Origin of the sequence: Brevibacterium yomogidense, from assembly GCF_900163715.1 — a bacterium.
GTDB classification, from domain to species: domain Bacteria; phylum Actinomycetota; class Actinomycetes; order Actinomycetales; family Brevibacteriaceae; genus Brevibacterium; species Brevibacterium yomogidense_A.
Genome location: NZ_FWFF01000001.1, coordinates 196,843 through 214,339, shown reverse-complemented (window position 1 = coordinate 214,339; position 17,497 = coordinate 196,843). Strand labels below are relative to the sequence as shown.

Sequence of the window (17,497 nt, the reverse complement as noted above, 5' to 3'; positions counted from 1 at the left end):
CTCAGTCGTCCGCGAGGTCCAGCGCATCCTCGTCGAGACCGGGGAAGTAGAGCTCGTACTCGACCATCTCTCCGTCGAAGCCCACGATCGCGGTCGTGCCGAAGTATGTCCGATCCGCCGTGACGATCTCGCAGTTCTGCGACCCGCGTTCGGCGACGATCTTCATGTCGTCGCTGCAGGTGACCTCTTCGACGGGGATGTCGTACTTGTTGACGAACAGGTCCTCGATGTCGATGGCGAGCGCTTCCTTCGGCACGACCCCGTTTCCGTCCTCGTCGATCTCGATCGAGTCGTCGCCCGCGAGAGATGCCGTCCGCGGTTCGCCGTCCTCCGGGCCCACGCCTTCCCGACCGTTGTCGGAGCCTTCGCCCGATTCGTCCCCTGACTCATCGTCCGCGGAGTCGCCTTCAGGGTCGCCTTCGGAGCTGCCCTCAGCGCTCTTAGTGGATGAGCCCTCGCCGGGAACCGTCAGTCCGTCCCCTTCGGACGAGATGCCCTCGGGGCCGCCTCCCGCGTCGGCCGACTGCGCAGCCTCCGGGGTCTCTGTCGGTGGGGCCTCTTCGTCGCCCTGGTCGCCGCCCAGCAGGCCGCAGGCCCCGAGCGACAGTGCGAGCGCGGTTCCGGCGGCCACGGTGAGTGCGCGGGCCGCACGTGTGCGGATCGGTTGCATGGAGATCTCCTCGATGAGTGGAGTGTGCACTGCTCGTGCACGGAAGCGGATCGGCCGTCCGAGACGTCGACCCGGCCGTCCGGCGACTCAGAAGTCGATGCCGGCGAACTCGAGCTCGTAGTAGACGTTCTGGCCGACGACGTCTGTCACCTTGACGACGCCGTAGTACTCCTTGCCGCCCACGGTCACGTCGCAGGTCTGCGAGCCCTGCTTGTTGTTCACGAGCATTCGGTTGGAGCAGTCGACCGAGTCCACCGTGGTGCCCTGGTCCGAGTAGGCCTGCTTGATGTCCTCTTCGAGGACTGCCTCGGGGATCTCCCCGCTGCCATGCTCGTCGAGGGTGAAGCCTGCGTCCTGCTTCGATGTGTCGTCGCCGGAATCCCCGCCGGAGGTGTCCGAGCCGGAACCGTCCCCGCCGGTCGTGTCTCCTCCGTCAGCGCTCCCGCCCGAGGTGTCCGTGCCGGCCGTATCGCCGCCCGCGCTGTCTCCACCACTCGTGTCTCCGCCAGCCGTGTCGCCCGCGGGCTGGGTCTCGGTGGTGCCGGCGTCCGGATCTGCGGCGGGCTCACTCGTGGTGGGCTCCTGGCCCTCTTCCTCGCCGAAGTTGATGGTGATCCCATCGCAGGCGGACAGTGTCATGAGTGCGGCGAATCCGCCCGTGGCGACTGCGGTTCGCATGAGTGTGGTGGTGCGCATCGTGATCTCCTCGTGGCGCTGTGACTGTGTCTGTGTACGCCTTCATACTTCCAGCGGTGACAGTCCCGAAGCGCGGATCGGTGTGCGCATCTGGTGTCGCCTGTTGCTGTTCGGCAACAACAGGGTACCTTTCGAATCTCGACCGGCGGGAGATTCATTCGCCCTCGCGCGAACCCTGCTTCCAGTACCCCATGAACGAGCAGGACTTCCGGTCAAAGCCCCGCTCCCGCAGCAGTCCGCGTCGCAGCTCGCGGACGGTCTGCGCATCCGCGGCGACCCACACCCGCAGACCCGAACCCGCTGCACCCTCCTCCCAGAGGATGCCGGTCTCCGTGGTCGTCGCGTCCTCGTCGTCGGAGGCGGTGCCCGCCGCCGAGGTGCCGGTCGCCGAACCGTCGGCCTGCTCACCCGTCCGCTCGTCGGCCCAGGCGAAGACGGCTGCGCTGAGGAGGGAGCCGCGCACATCGGAGCGGGAGCGGGGCAGGTAGGTGACGGCGACCTCGGCGGCGGTGTCCATCTCCATCGCATCGCCGGGGGAAGGGACCTCGACGAAGGCGGCGCCGGTGACGTGGGCCGGCAGGCTGCGGAGGATGTTCGCGATCGCGGGCTGCGCGGTCTCGTCGCCCACCAGCAGGACGGAGGGGGCGCCGTCGCGACGCCAGGCGAGGCCCTGCGTGTCCGCCTCCGGGTGGTCGGCATACGCGCCGACGATGACGAGGGGAGCACCGGGCTCGGCGTTGAGCGCGAAGCGGCTGGCGGGGCCTTCGGAGCCGTGCGTGACGAAGTCGACGTCGACCTCGCGGGCGTCGCGACGGACGTACCGGGCCGTGTAGGTGCGCATGACAGGGCGGGATTCGTTCGGCTGCTCGCGCCACCAGGTCGCCCAGTCGTCGGTCGCGGCGGCCTCGTCGAGCTGCGCGTCCGTGCCGAACACCAGCTTGATGCGCTGGTCGAGGCAGGTGTCCGCGAACTCGTCCAGTGCGGGACCGGTGAAGGTGAGGCGGAAGAAGTTGTCGCTCAGCCGTGTCCGACGGGCCAGGGTGACGGCGAAGGGGCGGTAAGCGGAGCGAGGTGCCATGGGTGGGGTGCCTCCTGAGGGGCAGAGTGAGGTGTGGGACACGAAGAGTCCTCCGCCAGGGTAAGGCGTGCCTCACTCGCAACGCCAGCGCGCGCCTGTGCGTCCGAGTGTGACGCTCTGTGACTCGAGATGACGGCTGCGGTCATCGAGGAGGTGCGAGAGCGGCAGGCTTCACACGAACACCTGAGCCGGCAGGGGCACCCCATGCCTTCTCACGATCAAGCCAGAGTCGGCCGGGCAGAGCCCACCGGCCACAGCCAGCTGGTCACAGCCAAACGGCCACGGCCAACCGGCCAGAGCCAACCGGCCAGAGGCGACCGGCCAGAGGTGACCCGAGCCTGCCCCCGTACGCACCCGATGGAGGACGCGACCATGACCACACCTGCGCAGACTGCGGTCGCGGCGACTCCGGAGGACGCCCAGCTCGCCCGCCTCGGACGGCGGCGCCAGCGGAAGTCGTTCCTCGCGAGCATCGTCGGACAGCTCCTCGAGTGGTACGAGTGGAGCGCCTACGCGGTCTTCGCACCGTTCATCGCGCTCGCCCTCTTCAACCCCGATGACGCGGTCTCGGGCCTGCTGGCGACCTTCGGCGTCTTCGCGATCGGGTTCCTCTTCCGTCCGCTGGGCGGGATCGTGTTCGGACGCATCGCAGGCCGCCGAGGCCGCCGGTTCGTCCTCGTGACGACGATGCTCATGATGGCCAGCGCGTCCGTGGCGATCGGCCTGCTGCCGACCTTCGAGTCGATCGGGCTCGCCGCGTCGCTGCTCCTGCTGCTCGCGCGGATCATCCAGGGGTTCGCGCACGGCGGCGAGTCCGCGACCGCGAACTCCTACATCGCGGAGATCGCGCCGGCGCGCAAGCGCGGGCTCTGGGGATCCGCCGTGTTCATGACGATCTTCGGCGGCGCGTTCCTCGCGTTCGTGCTGGGCGGCGTCATCACGGGAGCGCTCTCCGAGCCCCAGGTGCAGGCGTGGGGCTGGCGCATCCCGTTCCTGCTGGGAGCGGTGCTGGCCGTCGTCGCGCTGTGGCTGCGCATCGGCATGGTCGAATCGCAGGTCTTCCAGGAGGGCACGGACGACGAGGACCCGGCCGCCGCGGACCCCGCGGCCGCGGCCTCCGCCGCCGAGGCCGTTCCTGCGGACCAGCAGGCCGACCGGGTCGCTGAAGTCGGGTCCGCCGCACCTGCGGCCGAGGCCGTCACCCGTCAGGCCGACCGCGTAGCCGTTCGCGATGGGCTGGGGGAGGACTCGTTCTCCGCGGACACCCTCAAGCCGCTGAGTCCCGCGCTGTCGATCGTGCTGATCTTCTTCCTGGTCTCCGGTGTCGCCGCGAGCAACTACACGTGGACGTCCTACGTGTCGACCTATGCCCAGACCCAGGAGGGCATGAGCCCGAGCGGTGCGTACTGGGCGCTCGTCGCCGCACTGGTCGTCGGACTCGCGTCGCTGCCCTTCTGGGGAGCGGTCTCGGACCGATGGGGTCGGAAGCCCGTGCTCTACGTCTTCGCGGTGGGCACCATCGTCACGGTCTTCCCGCTCATGGGCTTCATCGACGATCGTCCCTGGACGCTGTTCGCCTCCACCTCGATCGCACTGTTCCTGCTGTCCGCGGGCGCGGCCCTGCTGGCCAGCGTCATGGCGGAGACGTTCCCCACCTCCAGCCGCACGGCGAAGATCGGCTTCGCCTACTCACTGGCGACGGCCGTGTTCGGCGGGACCACCCCGTATGTGAACGAGCTGGCTGTCAGCCAGGGCGTCCCGTGGGCCTCGAACCTCTTCATCGCGTTCGCCGCGGCGCTCGCACTGTGGGCCGCGTGGCGCCTGCCCGAGCGCAAGGGCATCGACCTCACGATCGTCCGCTGAGGCGAGCTGCCAGCGGGCGTCGTCTGGCTCACCCTTCGTCGAACCCACCTCTCGTCGGGCTGGCCATTCGCCGAGCTCACCCCGCGTCGAGTTCACCGTCCGTCTGGCTCACCCTTCGTCGGGCTCGTGGCGCTCCAGGAAGGTGTAGACCTCGGTGGTGTCCACGCCGGGGAAGATGCCCGGCGGGACGGCGGCCAGGAGCGACGCGTGGGTGCGGGCCGACGGCCAGCTCGCGTGCTCCCACTTCTTCGCCAACTCATCCGGCGCCTCCCGGCAGCACGACGGATCGGGGCAGCGCGAGGCGGAGCGCTTCGTCGTCTCGCGGCCCTCGAACCACCCCACGTGGGCGAACGGCACCCCGACGCTCACGGAGAAGTCCCCGCCGGGCAGCACGCGCGCGGTGCACCAGAAGGTCCCGCCCGGGGTGTCCGTGTACTGGAAGTAGGGGCTGAACCGGTCCGCGACCCGGTGCACGGTCCGTGAGGTGAAGCGCTTGCACGCGTACTGCCCCTCGATCGCTCCCAGCGGATCCGTGGGGAACGGGAGTCCGTCGTTCGAGTACGCCTTATGGACGGTTCCAGAAGAATGGACCTTCATGAAGTGCACGGGCAGCCCCAGGTGGGCCGTCGCGAGGTTCGTGAATCGGTGCGCGGCGGTCTCATACGAGACTCCGAACACGTCACGGAGCTCTTCCACAGAAATCGACCGGTTCTTCTTCGCTCGCTGCAGCAGCGGCACAGCCTCCGATTCGGGCAGCATGAGCGCGGCTGACAGGTAGTTCGCCTCGACCCGCTGGGTGAGGAACTCCTCGTAGTCCGCAGGGGCGGAATGGCCCAGGATGTGCGACGCCAGCGCCGTGAGCAGATGGGACCGCGGATCGTGTCCCGTCACGTCCTCGTGGGAGAGGTAGAGGCGCCTGTTCTCCGTGTCCGCGACCGCCCGGGTGGACGAGGGCAGATCGGACACGTAGTGCAGCGAGTACCCCAGGTGGTCGGCCACCGCAGCGGTCTGGCGCTGCGACAGCGGCCCGCCGTCGTAGCCGATCCGCGCGAGCACCTCGCCCGCCACCTTCTCCAGCTCCGGGAAGTGGTTGCCCTGCTGGCGCATCTGCTCCCGCAGTGCGCGGTTGACCCGGCGGGCCTCCTCCGGAGTGGCCGCGCGCCGCCGCACCATGGTCGTGAGCTGGCGCTGGAGGCCGGCGATCGCCTCGAGCGCGTCCTGCGGCAGCGACTTCACCTTCACGGCGGGGAGGTGCAGCGAGCTGTAGAGCGGCGACATCTGGTTCCGTTCCACCTCGAGCTCCAGCGCCTGCCGCGCGTCGACGGGGGACGGGTCGAGCAGGTCGTCGGTCGTGACGCCCAGTGCGGCCGCGAGGTCCCGCAGCTGCCCCAGGCCGGGCTCGCGCTTCCCGTTCTCCAGGACGGATATCTGCGACGGCGCGCGATCGATCCGCTCGCCCAGCTGGCCCAGCGTCAGTCCCGCCGCCGTCCGATAGTGGCGGATCCGACGACCGATGCTCAGGGCATCGGCTGAGGGCCCCGGCCCGCTGTCGTCGGAGTGGTCTGTCGCGCGCTTCACGCGTGAGGTGATCACCATGTGACCACTCTGACAGAACAGACGGGTTTGCGAAAGAACGCAACTTCTTCACTCCAGCAGAAATCCGGCAGAACTTCACGTGAAAAAGTCTCGTCCAACGGGTTCCGCTCCGGAAGACTGGATGTCACAACGCAGCACAGACGCAGTACAGAACCCCTGAAGGAGAGCGACGATGACGCAGCAGAACATCCACGACGCACAGGCCATCCAGAGCGATTGGGCGACCAACCCCCGCTGGGCGGGCGTCGCTCGCGACTACACCGCGGAGGACGTCGTCAAGCTGCGCGGCTCGCTCATCGAGGAGCACACGCTCGCTCGTCACGGCGCGGACCGCCTGTGGGACCTCCTCCACACCGAGGACTTCGTCAATTCGCTGGGTGCCCTCACCGGCAACCAGGCCGTGCAGCAGGTCAAGGCCGGCCTCAAGGCGATCTACCTCTCCGGCTGGCAGGTGGCGGCCGACGCGAACCTCGCGGGCCAGACCTACCCGGACCAGTCGATCTACCCGGCGAACTCGGTTCCGGCCGTCGTCCGCCGCATCAACAACGCGCTGATGCGCGCCGACCAGGTCGAGCGCTCCGAGGGCGACATGAAGGTGGACGACTGGTTCGCCCCCATCGTCGCGGATGCCGAGGCCGGCTTCGGCGGCACCGCCAACGTCTACGAGCTCATGCGCGGCATGATCAACTCGGGTGCTGCGGGCGTCCACTTCGAGGACCAGCTCGGCTCCGAGAAGAAGTGCGGCCACCTGGGCGGCAAGGTGCTCATCCCGACCGGACAGCACGTCCGCACCCTCAACACGGCTCGCCTGGCGGCGGACGTCGAGAACGTCAACACGCTCGTCATCGCCCGCACGGATGCCGAGGCCGCGACCCTCATGACGTCGGACATCGACGAGCGCGACCGGAAGTACGTCACCGGTGAGCGCACGGCGGAGGGCTTCTACAAGGTCCGCAACGGCATCGAGCCCTGCATCGACCGTGCGCTGGCGTTCGCTCCGTACTCGGATCTGCTCTGGATGGAGACCTCCACTCCGGACCTCGAGGTCGCGAAGAAGTTCGCCGACGCCGTCCACGCGGAGTACCCGGACCAGATGCTGGCGTACAACTGCTCGCCGTCGTTCAACTGGAAGAAGCACCTGGACGACGCGACGATCGCCAAGTTCCAGCGCGAGCTCGGTGCGATGGGCTACAAGTTCCAGTTCATCACGCTGGCTGGCTTCCACGCCCTGAACTACTCGATGTTCGACCTGGCCCACGGCTACGCCCGCAACCAGATGGCGTCGTACGTCGAGCTGCAGGAGAAGGAGTTCGCGGCGGAGGAGCGCGGCTACACCGCGACGCGCCACCAGCGCGAGTCCGGCACCGGCTACTTCGACCTCGTCTCGACCGCCATCAATCCCGATTCCACGACCACCGCGCTCAAGGATTCGACCGAAGCCGCTCAGTTCAGCAGCTGAGCCCGCAGCCGAGGTCCCGGCCACCACGCTCGTGGACCTCACCATTCCGACGCCGCCGGCTGAGCCGGCCGGCGGCCTCGGAGGAAGCGGATCGGCCGTTCCGGTGCAGGGTTTCTGGGGTTTCCCTGCGCTGGGGCGGCCGATTTCTTCAACCGCCGTACCCGGCCTCGCTCGCCACGGCCCGCCCACAGCGGTCCGCCCACTCGCCACACTTCGCCACATGACTCGTTCAGGAGCAGCCATGTCCACCCTCTCGACCTCCTCCGCACAGGAGCTGCACCCGTCCCCGTCCGCTCGGACCGCCGGCGGCCGCATGGTCGTCGCCGGCCCCATGGAGCCCACGTACGATACGGTCCTCACCCACGAGGCGCTCGACTTCCTGGCGACGCTGCACGCGGAGTTCCTCACGGAGCGCCGCCGGCTGCTCACCGAGCGCGGCCCGCGCAACGACGCGATCGCCCGCGGCGACCTGCCGAGCCACCGCGAGGACACCCGCCACATCCGTGAGGACGCTGACTGGCGTGCGATCGGCCACGCCGGCGCATCGGGGCTGTCCCGCCGCCGCGTGGAGATCACGGGCGCGCCGGACGGCCGCACGGCGGTGAACGCACTCAACTCCGACGCCGATTCGTGGCTGGCGGACTTCGAGGACGCCATGTCACCCACGTGGTCGAACGTGGTGCTCGGCCAGGTGAACCTGCGCGCAGCAGTGCGCAGCCGGCTCAAGCACGTGACGCGCGTGGGCAAGTACTACGAGCAGCGGGCGAGCCGGCGCGCGGGAGCCCAGCAGCCGACGATCGTCGTGCGGCCCCGCGGTCTCCACATGCCGGAGGCGCACCTGCGGTACGTCGACCGGAACGGATCGGAGACCTCGGCGGCGGCCTCGCTCGTGGACTTCGCGCTGTACTTCTTCCACAACGCGGAGGAGCTGGCGGCCCGCGGCAGCGGCATCTACTTCTGCATCCCGAAGGTGGAGAGCGCCGCGGAGGCGCGCTGGTGGAACCGCCTGTTCCTCCGGGCGCAGGAGCTCCTGGGCCTGGAGCCGGGCACGCTGCGTGCGACGGTCCTCATCGAGACGCTGAGTGCGGCGATCGAGATGGAGGAGATCGTGTGGGAGCTGCGCGAGCACTGCGCGGGCCTGCACGCGGGTCGCTGGGACTACATCTTCTCGATGACGAAGGCGTTCCGCCACGACCGCTCCTTCCTCCTGCCCGACCGCAAGGAGATCACGATGGAGCTGCCGTTCCTCGAGAGCTACGCGCAGCGCATCATCGACGTGAGCCATCGCCGCGGCATCCACGCGCTGGGCGGCATGGCGACGGCGTTCCCCGACCGCGAGGACCCGGAGCTGACTGCGGTCGCGCAGCAGGGCGTGCGCGAGGACAAGGAGCGCGAGGCCGCGCAGGGCTTCGACGGCACCTGGGTCGCGCACCCGAACCTCATCCCCGTGGCGCGCGAGGCGTTCGACGCGGTGCTGGGGGATGCCGACCACCAGATCGAGCGGATCCCCGCGACGAACGGAACCGGTGAGAACGGACGCATCACGTCGGCCGACCTCCTGTCCCGCGACGGTCTGCCCACGCCGGAGGACCTCCGCGAGCACGTGAGCGAGGACGGCGTGCGCACCAACATCCGCGCGTGCATCGCCTACCTCGACGCGTGGCTGTCGGGGAAGGGCGCGCTCAAGGTCGACCACCTGGTGGAGGACGTGTCCAGCGTGGAGATCTCCCGTGCGCAGATCTGGCAGTGGATCCGCCGCGGCGTGAAGATGGACAACGGCCGCGTGCTCACGACGGTGCTCGTGGACCGGTACGTGGCGGAGGAGCTCGCGATCACCTCGCGCAATCCGCTGGACCGTTTCTGCGAATCCGCGGAGCTGCTGCGCTGGGGTGCGCTGGGCGACGAGCTGCCGGACTCCTTCACCGTGGAGGCCTACCAGCGGTTCATGGTCGACCGGGCGGCGCGGATGCCCTACCCGTTCGCCGCGTGAGTCCCGTCGCCGGCTGACGGAGGCATCGCCTCCCAGCCCGGCGCGGTGACCGGTACAGCGACCGACGCCGAGGTGCCGGACCCCTCCGAGGGGTCCGGCACCTCGGCGTCGGTCGTATGATTGTGGTCCAGTCCACAGAGGACAAGGTGGAAGGAACCGATGGGCCAGGGCACGCAATCGATCGACAGGGCCGCCGCGCTCCTGATGTTCGTCATCAATGCCCCGGCGCCGGTGTCCTTCACGGATGTCGTCGAGCATTCCGGCATGGCGCGCTCGACGGTGTCGCGCCTGCTCGCCTCGCTGCATGACAACGGGCTGCTCGAGCGGATGCCGGACGGTGCCTACCGGGGCGGCGCTCTGTTCGCCGCGTACGCCGCGCGCTTCGACAGGACCGAGGCGCTCGCCGCCGCCGCGACCCCCACCCTCGAGCGGATCGGGGAGAAGACGGGGGAGACGGTCAACCTGGGTCTGCCCAGCGGGGGGCGCGTGGTCCACGTGGCTCAGGTCGATTCGACCTACGTGCTGGGTGCCGCGAACTGGGTCGACATCGATGTGCCGATCCACTGCTCCGCGCTGGGGATGGTGCTGAGCGCGTTCGGTCCGCTGGAGCTGCCGAAGGGATCGCTGACCCGCTGCTCTGACGGGGTGGTGCTGTCAGAGGCCAGCGTCGTGGAGGACGCCGCGCTCATCCGGACCCGCGGCTTCGCGATCACGCACGGTGACTTCGAGCTGGGACTCGACGCGGTCGCGGCACCGGTGCGCGGGCAGGGCGGGGCCGTGCTCGCGGCGATCGGCATCTCCGGGCCGGCGGTGCGGATGACGGAGCGCATCGAGGAGTTCGGTCGTCTCCTGGTCCGTGAGGCGGATCTGCTGTCGCGCGGTCTGGCGAAGCTTCCCGCTCGCGGGGAGTGAGTCGGGGAGTGAGTCGCGGGCCTCGGCCGCGAGGCGGTCTCAGGTTCGTGCGGGGCCTCGGCCGCGCTGTCAGCCGCCGGTGTCGTGCAGCCACGCCTCCGTTAGCTCCACCTGGTTGAACGTGTAGAGGTGGAGCCCCGCGATCCGTGACGTCGGATCGTCCAGCGTGCCGCTCATCCGGGTGAGCAGACGGTGCGTGTCGACGCCGCCGGGGGTGACGAGACGCGTGATCGTCCCGAGCTTCCCCTTGAGGAACCGCAGCGACTGGCCCACCCCGATGCGCGCCCCCACCCTCGCCAGGCGGGCGGCGTCCACGCGGCCGGGGACGCCCAGCCAGAGGGGCAGGGCGGTCCCCCGATCCCGTGCAGAGCGGATCCATGCACTGAGCGCGTCCGGGTCGAAGCAGAGGTTGCTCACCATCTCCGTCGCGAACGGATGCTTGTCCGCCAGAGCCCGGACGACCTCGGCGTCGGGGATGGTCGGATGCGACTCCGGATAGGCGGCGACGCCGATGTCGCGGAACGGGTGGTCCATCTGCTCGAGGTCGCGCAGCAGTGCGAGTGAGGACGTGTAGGCGCCCGGCCCCGGGGTCGCGTCGCCGCCGGGGACGAACACGGCGTCGACGCCGGCTGCGTGCAGGCGGTCGACGATGTCCTCGAGGTGCGAGCGGCCCGACACCATGCGTGCGGCGAGGTGGGGGGCCACTCGACGGCCGTCGGCGCGGAGTGCGCAGGCGACGGCGAGGGTCGCGTCGAGCCCCAGGCTCTCCGACGCGGTGATCGTGACGGTGCGGTGCTGCGGTGCGTGGGCCCGGACCTCGGCGGTGATCGAATCGGTGGGCAGGACTTCCAGCCGCGCCGTGCGGAGGAGGCGGGCGATGGTGCTCGTGTCGCCGGTCATCGGATTCTCCCTTCACCGGGGATCCCATTGTCGCCGCGGACCCGTGGGTCCTGTCCATGCTGGAAACCTGCGGTTCGTCGTGCGGGAACAGTCTCTTGTCCGCAGGTAGTCCAGAACTCTATGATATAAGCCCGGGATGTGGGACAGAACTCCCGGAGGGCAGAACTCGCTGAGGAGGATGCCATGAACTTCAACGTCCCGTCCATCGACCAGCGCGACCGGCTGGTTCCCATCAATCTCCGGCAGTCAGGGCCGACTCCCGTGGAGATGCTCATCGACACCCGTGTGCGGAAGTCTCCGTACTGGGCCCTGTCGATGCAGCACGGCTGCTGGCGCGCCTCCGTCTACAACCGGATGTACCACCCGCGCGGCTACGTCCGTCCCGACGAGGGCGGGATGATGGTCGAGTACGACTCACTCGTGAACGACGTGACGCTCTGGAACGTCGCCGTCGAACGGCAGATCCGGGTCACGGGCCCGGACGCGGAGTCGTTCGTCGACCGGGTGATCACGCGCGACGCCACGAAGATCCCGGTCATGCGGGCCCGGTACGTGATCCTCTGCAACGAGGCGGGCGGCATCCTCAACGACCCCGTCCTGCTGCGGGTGGCGGAGGACGAGTTCTGGTTCAGCCTGTCGGACTCCGACCTCATGCTCTGGCTGCAGGGCGTGAACGTCGGGTGGAGGTTCGACGTCGACATAGCGGAGATCGATGTCTCGCCGGTGCAGATCCAGGGGCCGAAGTCGCTCGCCCTCATGATCGACCTCGTGGGCGACGCGGTCGCGGAGATTCCCAGCTACGGGCTCATGGCGGCGACGATCCGCGGCTGTGAGGTGATCATCTCCCAGACCGGGTTCTCCGGAGAGAAGGGCTATGAGATCTATCTGCAGGACTCCACTCTCAACGCGGAGACTCTGTGGAGCGCGATCCTCGAGGTGGGCGCGGCGCACCGTCTGCGGGTCGTGGCGCCGGCGCACCACCGCAGGATCGCGGCGGGCATCCTGTCGTGGGGCCAGGACATGGATGCGGAGACCCTCCCGTTCCAGGTGAACCTCGCCTACCAGGTCCCGCGGAAGAAGGCAGGGGAGTACATCGGGAAGGAAGCGCTCGAGGCCGCGCGGAATGAGATCGAGGACGGGCGGCCGCCGTACTCGCTGCAGCTGGTGGGACTGAAGCTGGGAGGCCGGCCGATCGACGACTACGCGCCTGACTTCTGGCTGATCAGCGAGCAGCAGCACGGCGAGCCGATCGGATACGTGACCTCGCCCTGGTACTCGCCGGAGCTCGAGAACAACATCGCGATGGGCTACGTGCCGCTGCGCGACACCGCGCTGGGCACCGAGCTGTGGGTGTGGCTCCCGGACGAGTACGCCGACGAGCCCGGGGTGCCGGTGGCGGCCGAGGTCGTCGCGATGCCGTTCCGCCCCTCCACCAATCCCAGCCAGCGCGAACGGCTGCGGGAGAAGGGGCTCGACACCGCAGTGTGAGGTTAGGGACACTGCGGTCTTAGGTTAGGGACACCGCGGTCTGAGGATAGGCGTCCCTCCCTGTCGGCGCGCGGTTCGGACGGCTAGGGTTCTCACATACGAGGACTGTCGTCCGGCCTCCGGAATCGGTTCCGGCGCCCCGACGTATCGGACGTATCGACAGGGAGGAATGCACTCTATGGACATCATCGACAACGGCCCCAACCCCAACGCCTTCAACATCGAAGAGGCGACCGTCGAGAACGAGAACTACCGCACGGTCGTGTGGACGGGCCGCCACATGCAGGTCACGCTCATGTCGATCCCCGTGGGGGAGTCGATCGGTCTCGAGGTGCACGACGAGAATGATCAGTTCCTCCGCATCGAGGCCGGTGAGGGACGCTGCGTCATGGGGCCCGCGGAGGATCAGCTGAACTTCCAGCAGGACGTCTCGGATGACTGGTCGATCCAGGTGCCGGCGGGTGTGTGGCACGACGTGATCAACACGGGATCGGAGCCGCTGCGCCTGTACTCGATCTACTCGCCGGTGCACCACGCGCAGGGGCGCATCCACCCGACCGCTGAGGATGCGGAGATCGACGAGGAGTCCGGTGAGGACGTCCCGCCTGCCTGGACGGGCCAGGATCTGCCGAAGTGGACGGTCGGCCCCGTCCGCGACTGATGGCGACGCGGTCCTTCTCCCCCTGACATCTTCACCCTTATTCGCGCCGAGTGAGGACACGAGGAGCCAGATCCTGACGGGTCTGGCTCCTCGTGTCCTCACATGAGTCGTCTGGAGCGCCCTCTCACACACCCCCGGCGTCGAGTGAGTACAACCTGGTCCACTCACGCCTGATCAGGGGCCGGTTTGCACTCACTCGACGCCGTGCCGGTGGGTGTGGGTGCCCGTCCCCGGATTGCCGTCGACTGCAGGTCACAGTTCCGGATCCCAGCTTCACCGTCATCCACAGGAATCCTGTCCCGTCCCAGGCCGCACAGGAAGCACCGCAGACTGTGGCCATGCCGAAGCAACGCAGGCCCCGCACCCGCCGCAGCGCTCCGACGTTCGCCGACCACGCGGCGCGGGTGCCGATCGTGACGGCCGGGACGGATCCGCACGACCCCGACCTTCCCTCATATACGCGGAATACGACTGAGAAGTCCGAGGTGCCGCTGGTCTTCGGGGTCGACGACCCCAGCGGTGCCGGCCTCACCCGGGCTCAAGCGCTGGCGGGGGACAGCATGCGGGCGCCCCACTACGGTGTCCGACTGTCATCGCGGACAACGGAGACGGTGGAGCACCCGGGCTGGGCAGAGCCGCAATGGTTCGCCGTCCGGTCCCGGCTGGCCGCGCTGCAGACACTGCGGCCCGACGCCATCGGATCGCATACGTCTGCGGCGGAACTCCTCGGGATCCCACTGCCGTCCCACCTCCGCGGCAGACACGCGCCGATCCATGTCCTGAGCCCGGTGACGAACGCAGTCCAGGCCCGAGGCGCCCACGGCCATCGCGGTTCGCTCACCGAGCCGTCGGTCACGACCGGCGGGGTGGAGGTGACCGGCCACCTCCAGACAGTGATGCAGCTGGCCCCGCTCCTGGCTGAACGCGACCTCGTGGTCGCGATCGACGCCCTCATCGGTCCGTGGAGAGGCTCACCGGTCGCGCTGGAGCAGATCGACCGGCATATGAGGGAGAACCCGGGGAGACGCGGTGCACGGAAGCTGCGCAACGCACGGGCGAGGGCTCGGCCGGGTGCCGGATCGCCGCGAGAGTCGGAGATCCGGCTCGACCTCGTCGACTGGGGCTTTCCCGAACCGGCTGTGGGCCGAGCGGTGTGGATCGCGGAGCTGCGGCGTCACCTGACGCCGGATCTTCTCTACGAGGACATCCGCACTGCGATCGAGTACGAGGGAGAGCAGCATCGCACGAACAGGTGGCAGGTGGAGGCCGACATCGAGCGTGCGAACGCTTTCCGCTCAGCCGGCTACTTCGTCGAACGGCTCACGAAGAGGACCGGACTCGTGGAGCTGATCGGCGTTCTGACCGAGCGGTTCGCGGCGCTGCGTGCGGGAACTCTCCGCTTTCCGAGCGCGCACTGACCCCGCAACCGCGGAGTGCCCGTTCCTGAGCGCCTATTCCTGAGGGCCATATTCCCCCCTGTGGCGGTGGGCAGCCCGGTCCTTCTCCAGCGAGTGAGTACAACCTGGTCCCCGAACGCCGGGTCTGGGGCCGGTTTGCACTCACTCGACGAAGGGGGTCAGCGGGGAGAAGTGCGAAGGGAGCCAGCGGGGAGGAACGCGACGAGGGCCAGCGGGGAGGCGCCGGGTGAGCGGCGCCCCGCGTGCCTCAGAGCACGACCTCGATGAGTGCCGGTCCTTCGGTCGCCAGTGCGCGGTCGTACGCGGCACCCAGCTCCTCCATCGTCTCCGCACGCTCCGCCGGGACCCCGAAGCCGCGCGCGATCGACACCCAGTCGATCGTCGGCCGATCGATGTCGAGGAGCTTCGCCGCGGTGTCGCCGACGACGTCGACGCCCACATTCGACATCTCGTTCCGCAGGATCTGGTACTTGCGATTCGCCAGGATCAGGGTGACGACGTCGACGCCCTCACGCGCCTGCGTCCACAGCGTCTGGGGCATGTACATGCCGGAACCGTCGGACTCGAAGGTGACGACCTTGCGGTCGGGGCAGGCGATCGCGGCTCCCAGGGCGACGGGCATCGCCCAGCCGATGGAACCGCCCGTCACGTTGATCCAGTCATGCGGGCGGGCGCCGACGGTCGCCGCATTGAAGTTCCAGCCGGTCGTGATCGATTCGTCGACGACGATCGCGTTCTCCGGGATCGCCTCGGCGATGAACGTACCGAGCTTCTCCGCGGTGATCGCACCGGTGGGCCGCTGCGGCAGCGCCATGTCCGCCAGCTGCACTGACGCGGCCCTCGCCCGCACCACCTCCGGCAGCGCGTCGAGCACCGCGGTGAGGGGGATGTCCGCGCGCGGCGTCTCAGGAGTCAGATCGATGAATCGGGTGCCCGGCTGATACAGGGTGCTTCGCTTCGTGGGGTACGCGAAGAACGCCACGGGCGGCTTCTCACCCACCAGCACGATCGTGTCGAACTGGGCGAACAGCTCCTGTGCCGGGTCGACCGCGTACGGGACCTTCATCGCAGCGTATCGGCCGGCGCCGCGGGTGACGCGCGGGGAGAAGGTCGAGGTGAGCACCGTGGCGCCCGTCGCCGTGGCGATCCGTCCGGCCGCGTCGAGTGCGTCCTCGCGCGGAGTGCGGCCGCCCATGAGGATGGCGCCGCGCGAGCCAGCCTCGACCAGGGCACGTGCGGCGGACTCGACGGCGAGCTCATCGACGACGGGGAGCGGTGCGGGCTGCGCGGTCGTCGGGCTGACCGCTGCGGGCAGCTCATTCCACGCCGCGTCAGCGGGCAGGATGAGCGAGGCGACCTGACCGCGGCGGGCGACCGTCACGGCGTCGGCCACGTCGGAGGAGAGGGCGTGCTCGTCGACGGACGTGCGCACCCAGTGCGAGAACGGGCGCGCTGTGCCCTCGATGTCACTGGTCAGCGGGGCATCGAGGTCGCGGTGGTAGCTCGCGTGGTCGCCGATCACGTTGACGACCGGCGAATGGGCCCGCAGCGCGTTGTGCAGGTTCGACAGCCCGTTCGACAGCCCCGGTCCCAGGTGGAGGAGCGTGGCGGCGGGTTGGTCGGCCATCCGCCCGTACCCGTCGGCGGCGCCCGTGACGGCGCCCTCGAAGAGACCCAGGATGCCGCGGACGGCCGGAGTCTCGTCCAGAGCGGCGACGAAGTGCATCTCGGAGGTCCCGGGGTTCGCGAAGCACGTGGTGACGCCATTGTGCTCGAGCGCGGCGAGGAGGGAATCGGCACCGTTCACAGTGACTCCTTCTGACGGGGCGTGGCGGGTCGGGCGGAAGCGTCCGACGCTCCCCCTGCGGCAGTGCAGGGGCGCTATGCGGCTGTGTGAGGCCCATCGTCGCACACCTGCGCGGCCCTGTGATGATCTGCGCGGCCCGCCTGTCGGGTGCCTTCCCCACGGGACTTCGGGTGCCTCTCCCCGCAGGACGTGGAGGCTGCGCACACGCCTATGTGAGTGTCCGCACAGTGACGTGTGGAAGCATAGAGGATGGCCATGGTGTCACGTCTCGGTAACAGTCGACGCCTGAAGCGCGTGACTGTCGCCAGGGAAGCCGGACGACCGGCACCGCGTACTACGATGACTGCGTACGACCTGCACGAGGTTCGGGGAATGAAACGCTCTGTGGGTCACTGATTCCAGCCCACGAACTATCCGGCTTGCCGCGAAGGCTTGCCCACCACGAGGTCGATTCACATGGCGAGAAGGACGCGAGCACTCACCGCAGAGCAGAAGTCGGTGCTGACGGCTGTGCGGAGGGTCGCCCGTCAACGGACGCGCATCAACGACGCGTACGTGACGGCGATCGTCGATGCGCGCGAATCCGGGGTGACGTATGCGTCCATCGCAGACGCGGTGGGGACGTCATCACAGGCCGTCCAGGAGATCGTGCGCCGCCACCGCAAGGTGCAGCTGACGTCGGTCGACGGAGTCCAGGACCCTGCGACAGGAGACCAGGACTCCGCAGGTGGAGACAACGCCGCCTCGATATCGGATCCGGAGGACCGCGGTGCCTCCTCGGTCGGGGCGCCCGCTGGAGCTATCGCCGCCATCACCGGTGACGACGACCACTCGCAGCCGGGAGGCTCGGGCGCCGCCGGCAGTGGTGGCCCCGGCACATCACAGGTGACTCCTTCTACCGCGCTCTGAGTGCGTCGGCCTGAGTACGTCGCCAGTCTGAGTTCGCTGCCAGTCTGAGT

The 17,497-nt window shown here is 69.0% G+C and carries 14 protein-coding genes; 8 read left to right on the top strand and 6 right to left on the bottom strand.

The genetic code is table 11. The features are described from left to right. Position 1: 1 nt before the first annotated feature. The 3 genes from FM105_RS00840 to FM105_RS00830 all read right to left on the bottom strand — a co-directional run bounded on the left by FM105_RS00840 (position 2) and on the right by FM105_RS00830 (position 2,444). Positions 2–670 carry a hypothetical protein gene (locus FM105_RS00840; protein WP_143275773.1) on the bottom strand — a complete coding sequence of 223 codons (669 nt, stop codon included), beginning with the start codon at positions 668–670 and terminating at the stop codon, positions 2–4. Between the two features lie 87 nt (positions 671–757). Next, a complete protein-coding gene (locus FM105_RS00835) occupies positions 758–1,366 on the bottom strand; it encodes a DUF4333 domain-containing protein (RefSeq protein ID WP_087003256.1) in 609 nt (202 codons plus the stop codon). A gap of 154 nt (positions 1,367–1,520) precedes the next feature. Next, positions 1,521–2,444 (bottom strand): siderophore-interacting protein, encoded by a 924-nt coding sequence (locus FM105_RS00830; protein WP_087003253.1) that lies wholly within the window; start codon positions 2,442–2,444, stop codon positions 1,521–1,523. A 372-nt stretch (positions 2,445–2,816) separates the two neighbouring features. Here FM105_RS00830 and FM105_RS00825 point away from each other — a divergent pair, with 372 nt between their 5' ends. Further along, the gene (locus FM105_RS00825) at positions 2,817–4,307 is read left to right on the top strand and encodes an MFS transporter (RefSeq protein ID WP_087004223.1); all 1,491 of its coding nucleotides are present in this window, start codon (positions 2,817–2,819) and stop codon (positions 4,305–4,307) included. Between the two features lie 108 nt (positions 4,308–4,415). Here the strand turns inward: FM105_RS00825 and FM105_RS00820 are convergent, their stop codons facing one another. Continuing rightward, positions 4,416–5,903 (bottom strand): helix-turn-helix transcriptional regulator, encoded by a 1,488-nt coding sequence (locus FM105_RS00820; RefSeq protein ID WP_087003250.1) that lies wholly within the window; start codon positions 5,901–5,903, stop codon positions 4,416–4,418. 172 nt (positions 5,904–6,075) lie between these two features. Here FM105_RS00820 and aceA point away from each other — a divergent pair, with 172 nt between their 5' ends. From aceA to FM105_RS00800, 3 genes are all read left to right on the top strand, one after another. Continuing rightward, the gene (aceA, locus tag FM105_RS00815) at positions 6,076–7,362 is read left to right on the top strand and encodes an isocitrate lyase (RefSeq protein WP_087003247.1); all 1,287 of its coding nucleotides are present in this window, start codon (positions 6,076–6,078) and stop codon (positions 7,360–7,362) included. Positions 7,363–7,603: 241 nt separating this feature from the next. After that, positions 7,604–9,352, top strand: a complete 1,749-nt coding sequence (locus FM105_RS00810; RefSeq protein WP_256970125.1) for a malate synthase — start codon at positions 7,604–7,606, stop codon at positions 9,350–9,352. Positions 9,353–9,511: 159 nt separating this feature from the next. Beyond that, on the top strand, positions 9,512–10,264 hold the full coding sequence (locus FM105_RS00800) for an IclR family transcriptional regulator (RefSeq protein WP_087003241.1): 753 nt from the start codon (positions 9,512–9,514) through the stop codon (positions 10,262–10,264). Positions 10,265–10,333: 69 nt separating this feature from the next. Here the strand turns inward: FM105_RS00800 and FM105_RS00795 are convergent, their stop codons facing one another. After that, a complete protein-coding gene (locus FM105_RS00795; protein ID WP_087003238.1) occupies positions 10,334–11,164 on the bottom strand; it encodes a methylenetetrahydrofolate reductase in 831 nt (276 codons plus the stop codon). A 183-nt stretch (positions 11,165–11,347) separates the two neighbouring features. Here FM105_RS00795 and FM105_RS00790 point away from each other — a divergent pair, with 183 nt between their 5' ends. The 3 genes from FM105_RS00790 to FM105_RS00780 all read left to right on the top strand — a co-directional run bounded on the left by FM105_RS00790 (position 11,348) and on the right by FM105_RS00780 (position 14,731). Further along, positions 11,348–12,652, top strand: a complete 1,305-nt coding sequence (locus FM105_RS00790) for a glycine cleavage T C-terminal barrel domain-containing protein (RefSeq protein ID WP_087003234.1) — start codon at positions 11,348–11,350, stop codon at positions 12,650–12,652. A gap of 178 nt (positions 12,653–12,830) precedes the next feature. Beyond that, positions 12,831–13,313 carry a cupin domain-containing protein gene (locus FM105_RS00785; RefSeq protein ID WP_087003231.1) on the top strand — a complete coding sequence of 161 codons (483 nt, stop codon included), beginning with the start codon at positions 12,831–12,833 and terminating at the stop codon, positions 13,311–13,313. 338 nt (positions 13,314–13,651) lie between these two features. After that, the gene (locus FM105_RS00780) at positions 13,652–14,731 is read left to right on the top strand and encodes a hypothetical protein (protein WP_087003228.1); all 1,080 of its coding nucleotides are present in this window, start codon (positions 13,652–13,654) and stop codon (positions 14,729–14,731) included. Positions 14,732–14,978: 247 nt separating this feature from the next. On the opposite strand, the gene FM105_RS00775 is transcribed toward FM105_RS00780, so the two are convergent. Next, positions 14,979–16,538, bottom strand: a complete 1,560-nt coding sequence (locus FM105_RS00775) for an acetolactate synthase large subunit (RefSeq protein WP_087003225.1) — start codon at positions 16,536–16,538, stop codon at positions 14,979–14,981. Positions 16,539–16,994: 456 nt separating this feature from the next. On the opposite strand from FM105_RS00775, the gene FM105_RS00770 reads away from it, so the two are divergent. After that, the gene (locus tag FM105_RS00770; RefSeq protein ID WP_087003222.1) at positions 16,995–17,447 is read left to right on the top strand and encodes a hypothetical protein; all 453 of its coding nucleotides are present in this window, start codon (positions 16,995–16,997) and stop codon (positions 17,445–17,447) included. The last annotated feature ends 50 nt before the right edge of the window (positions 17,448–17,497 follow it).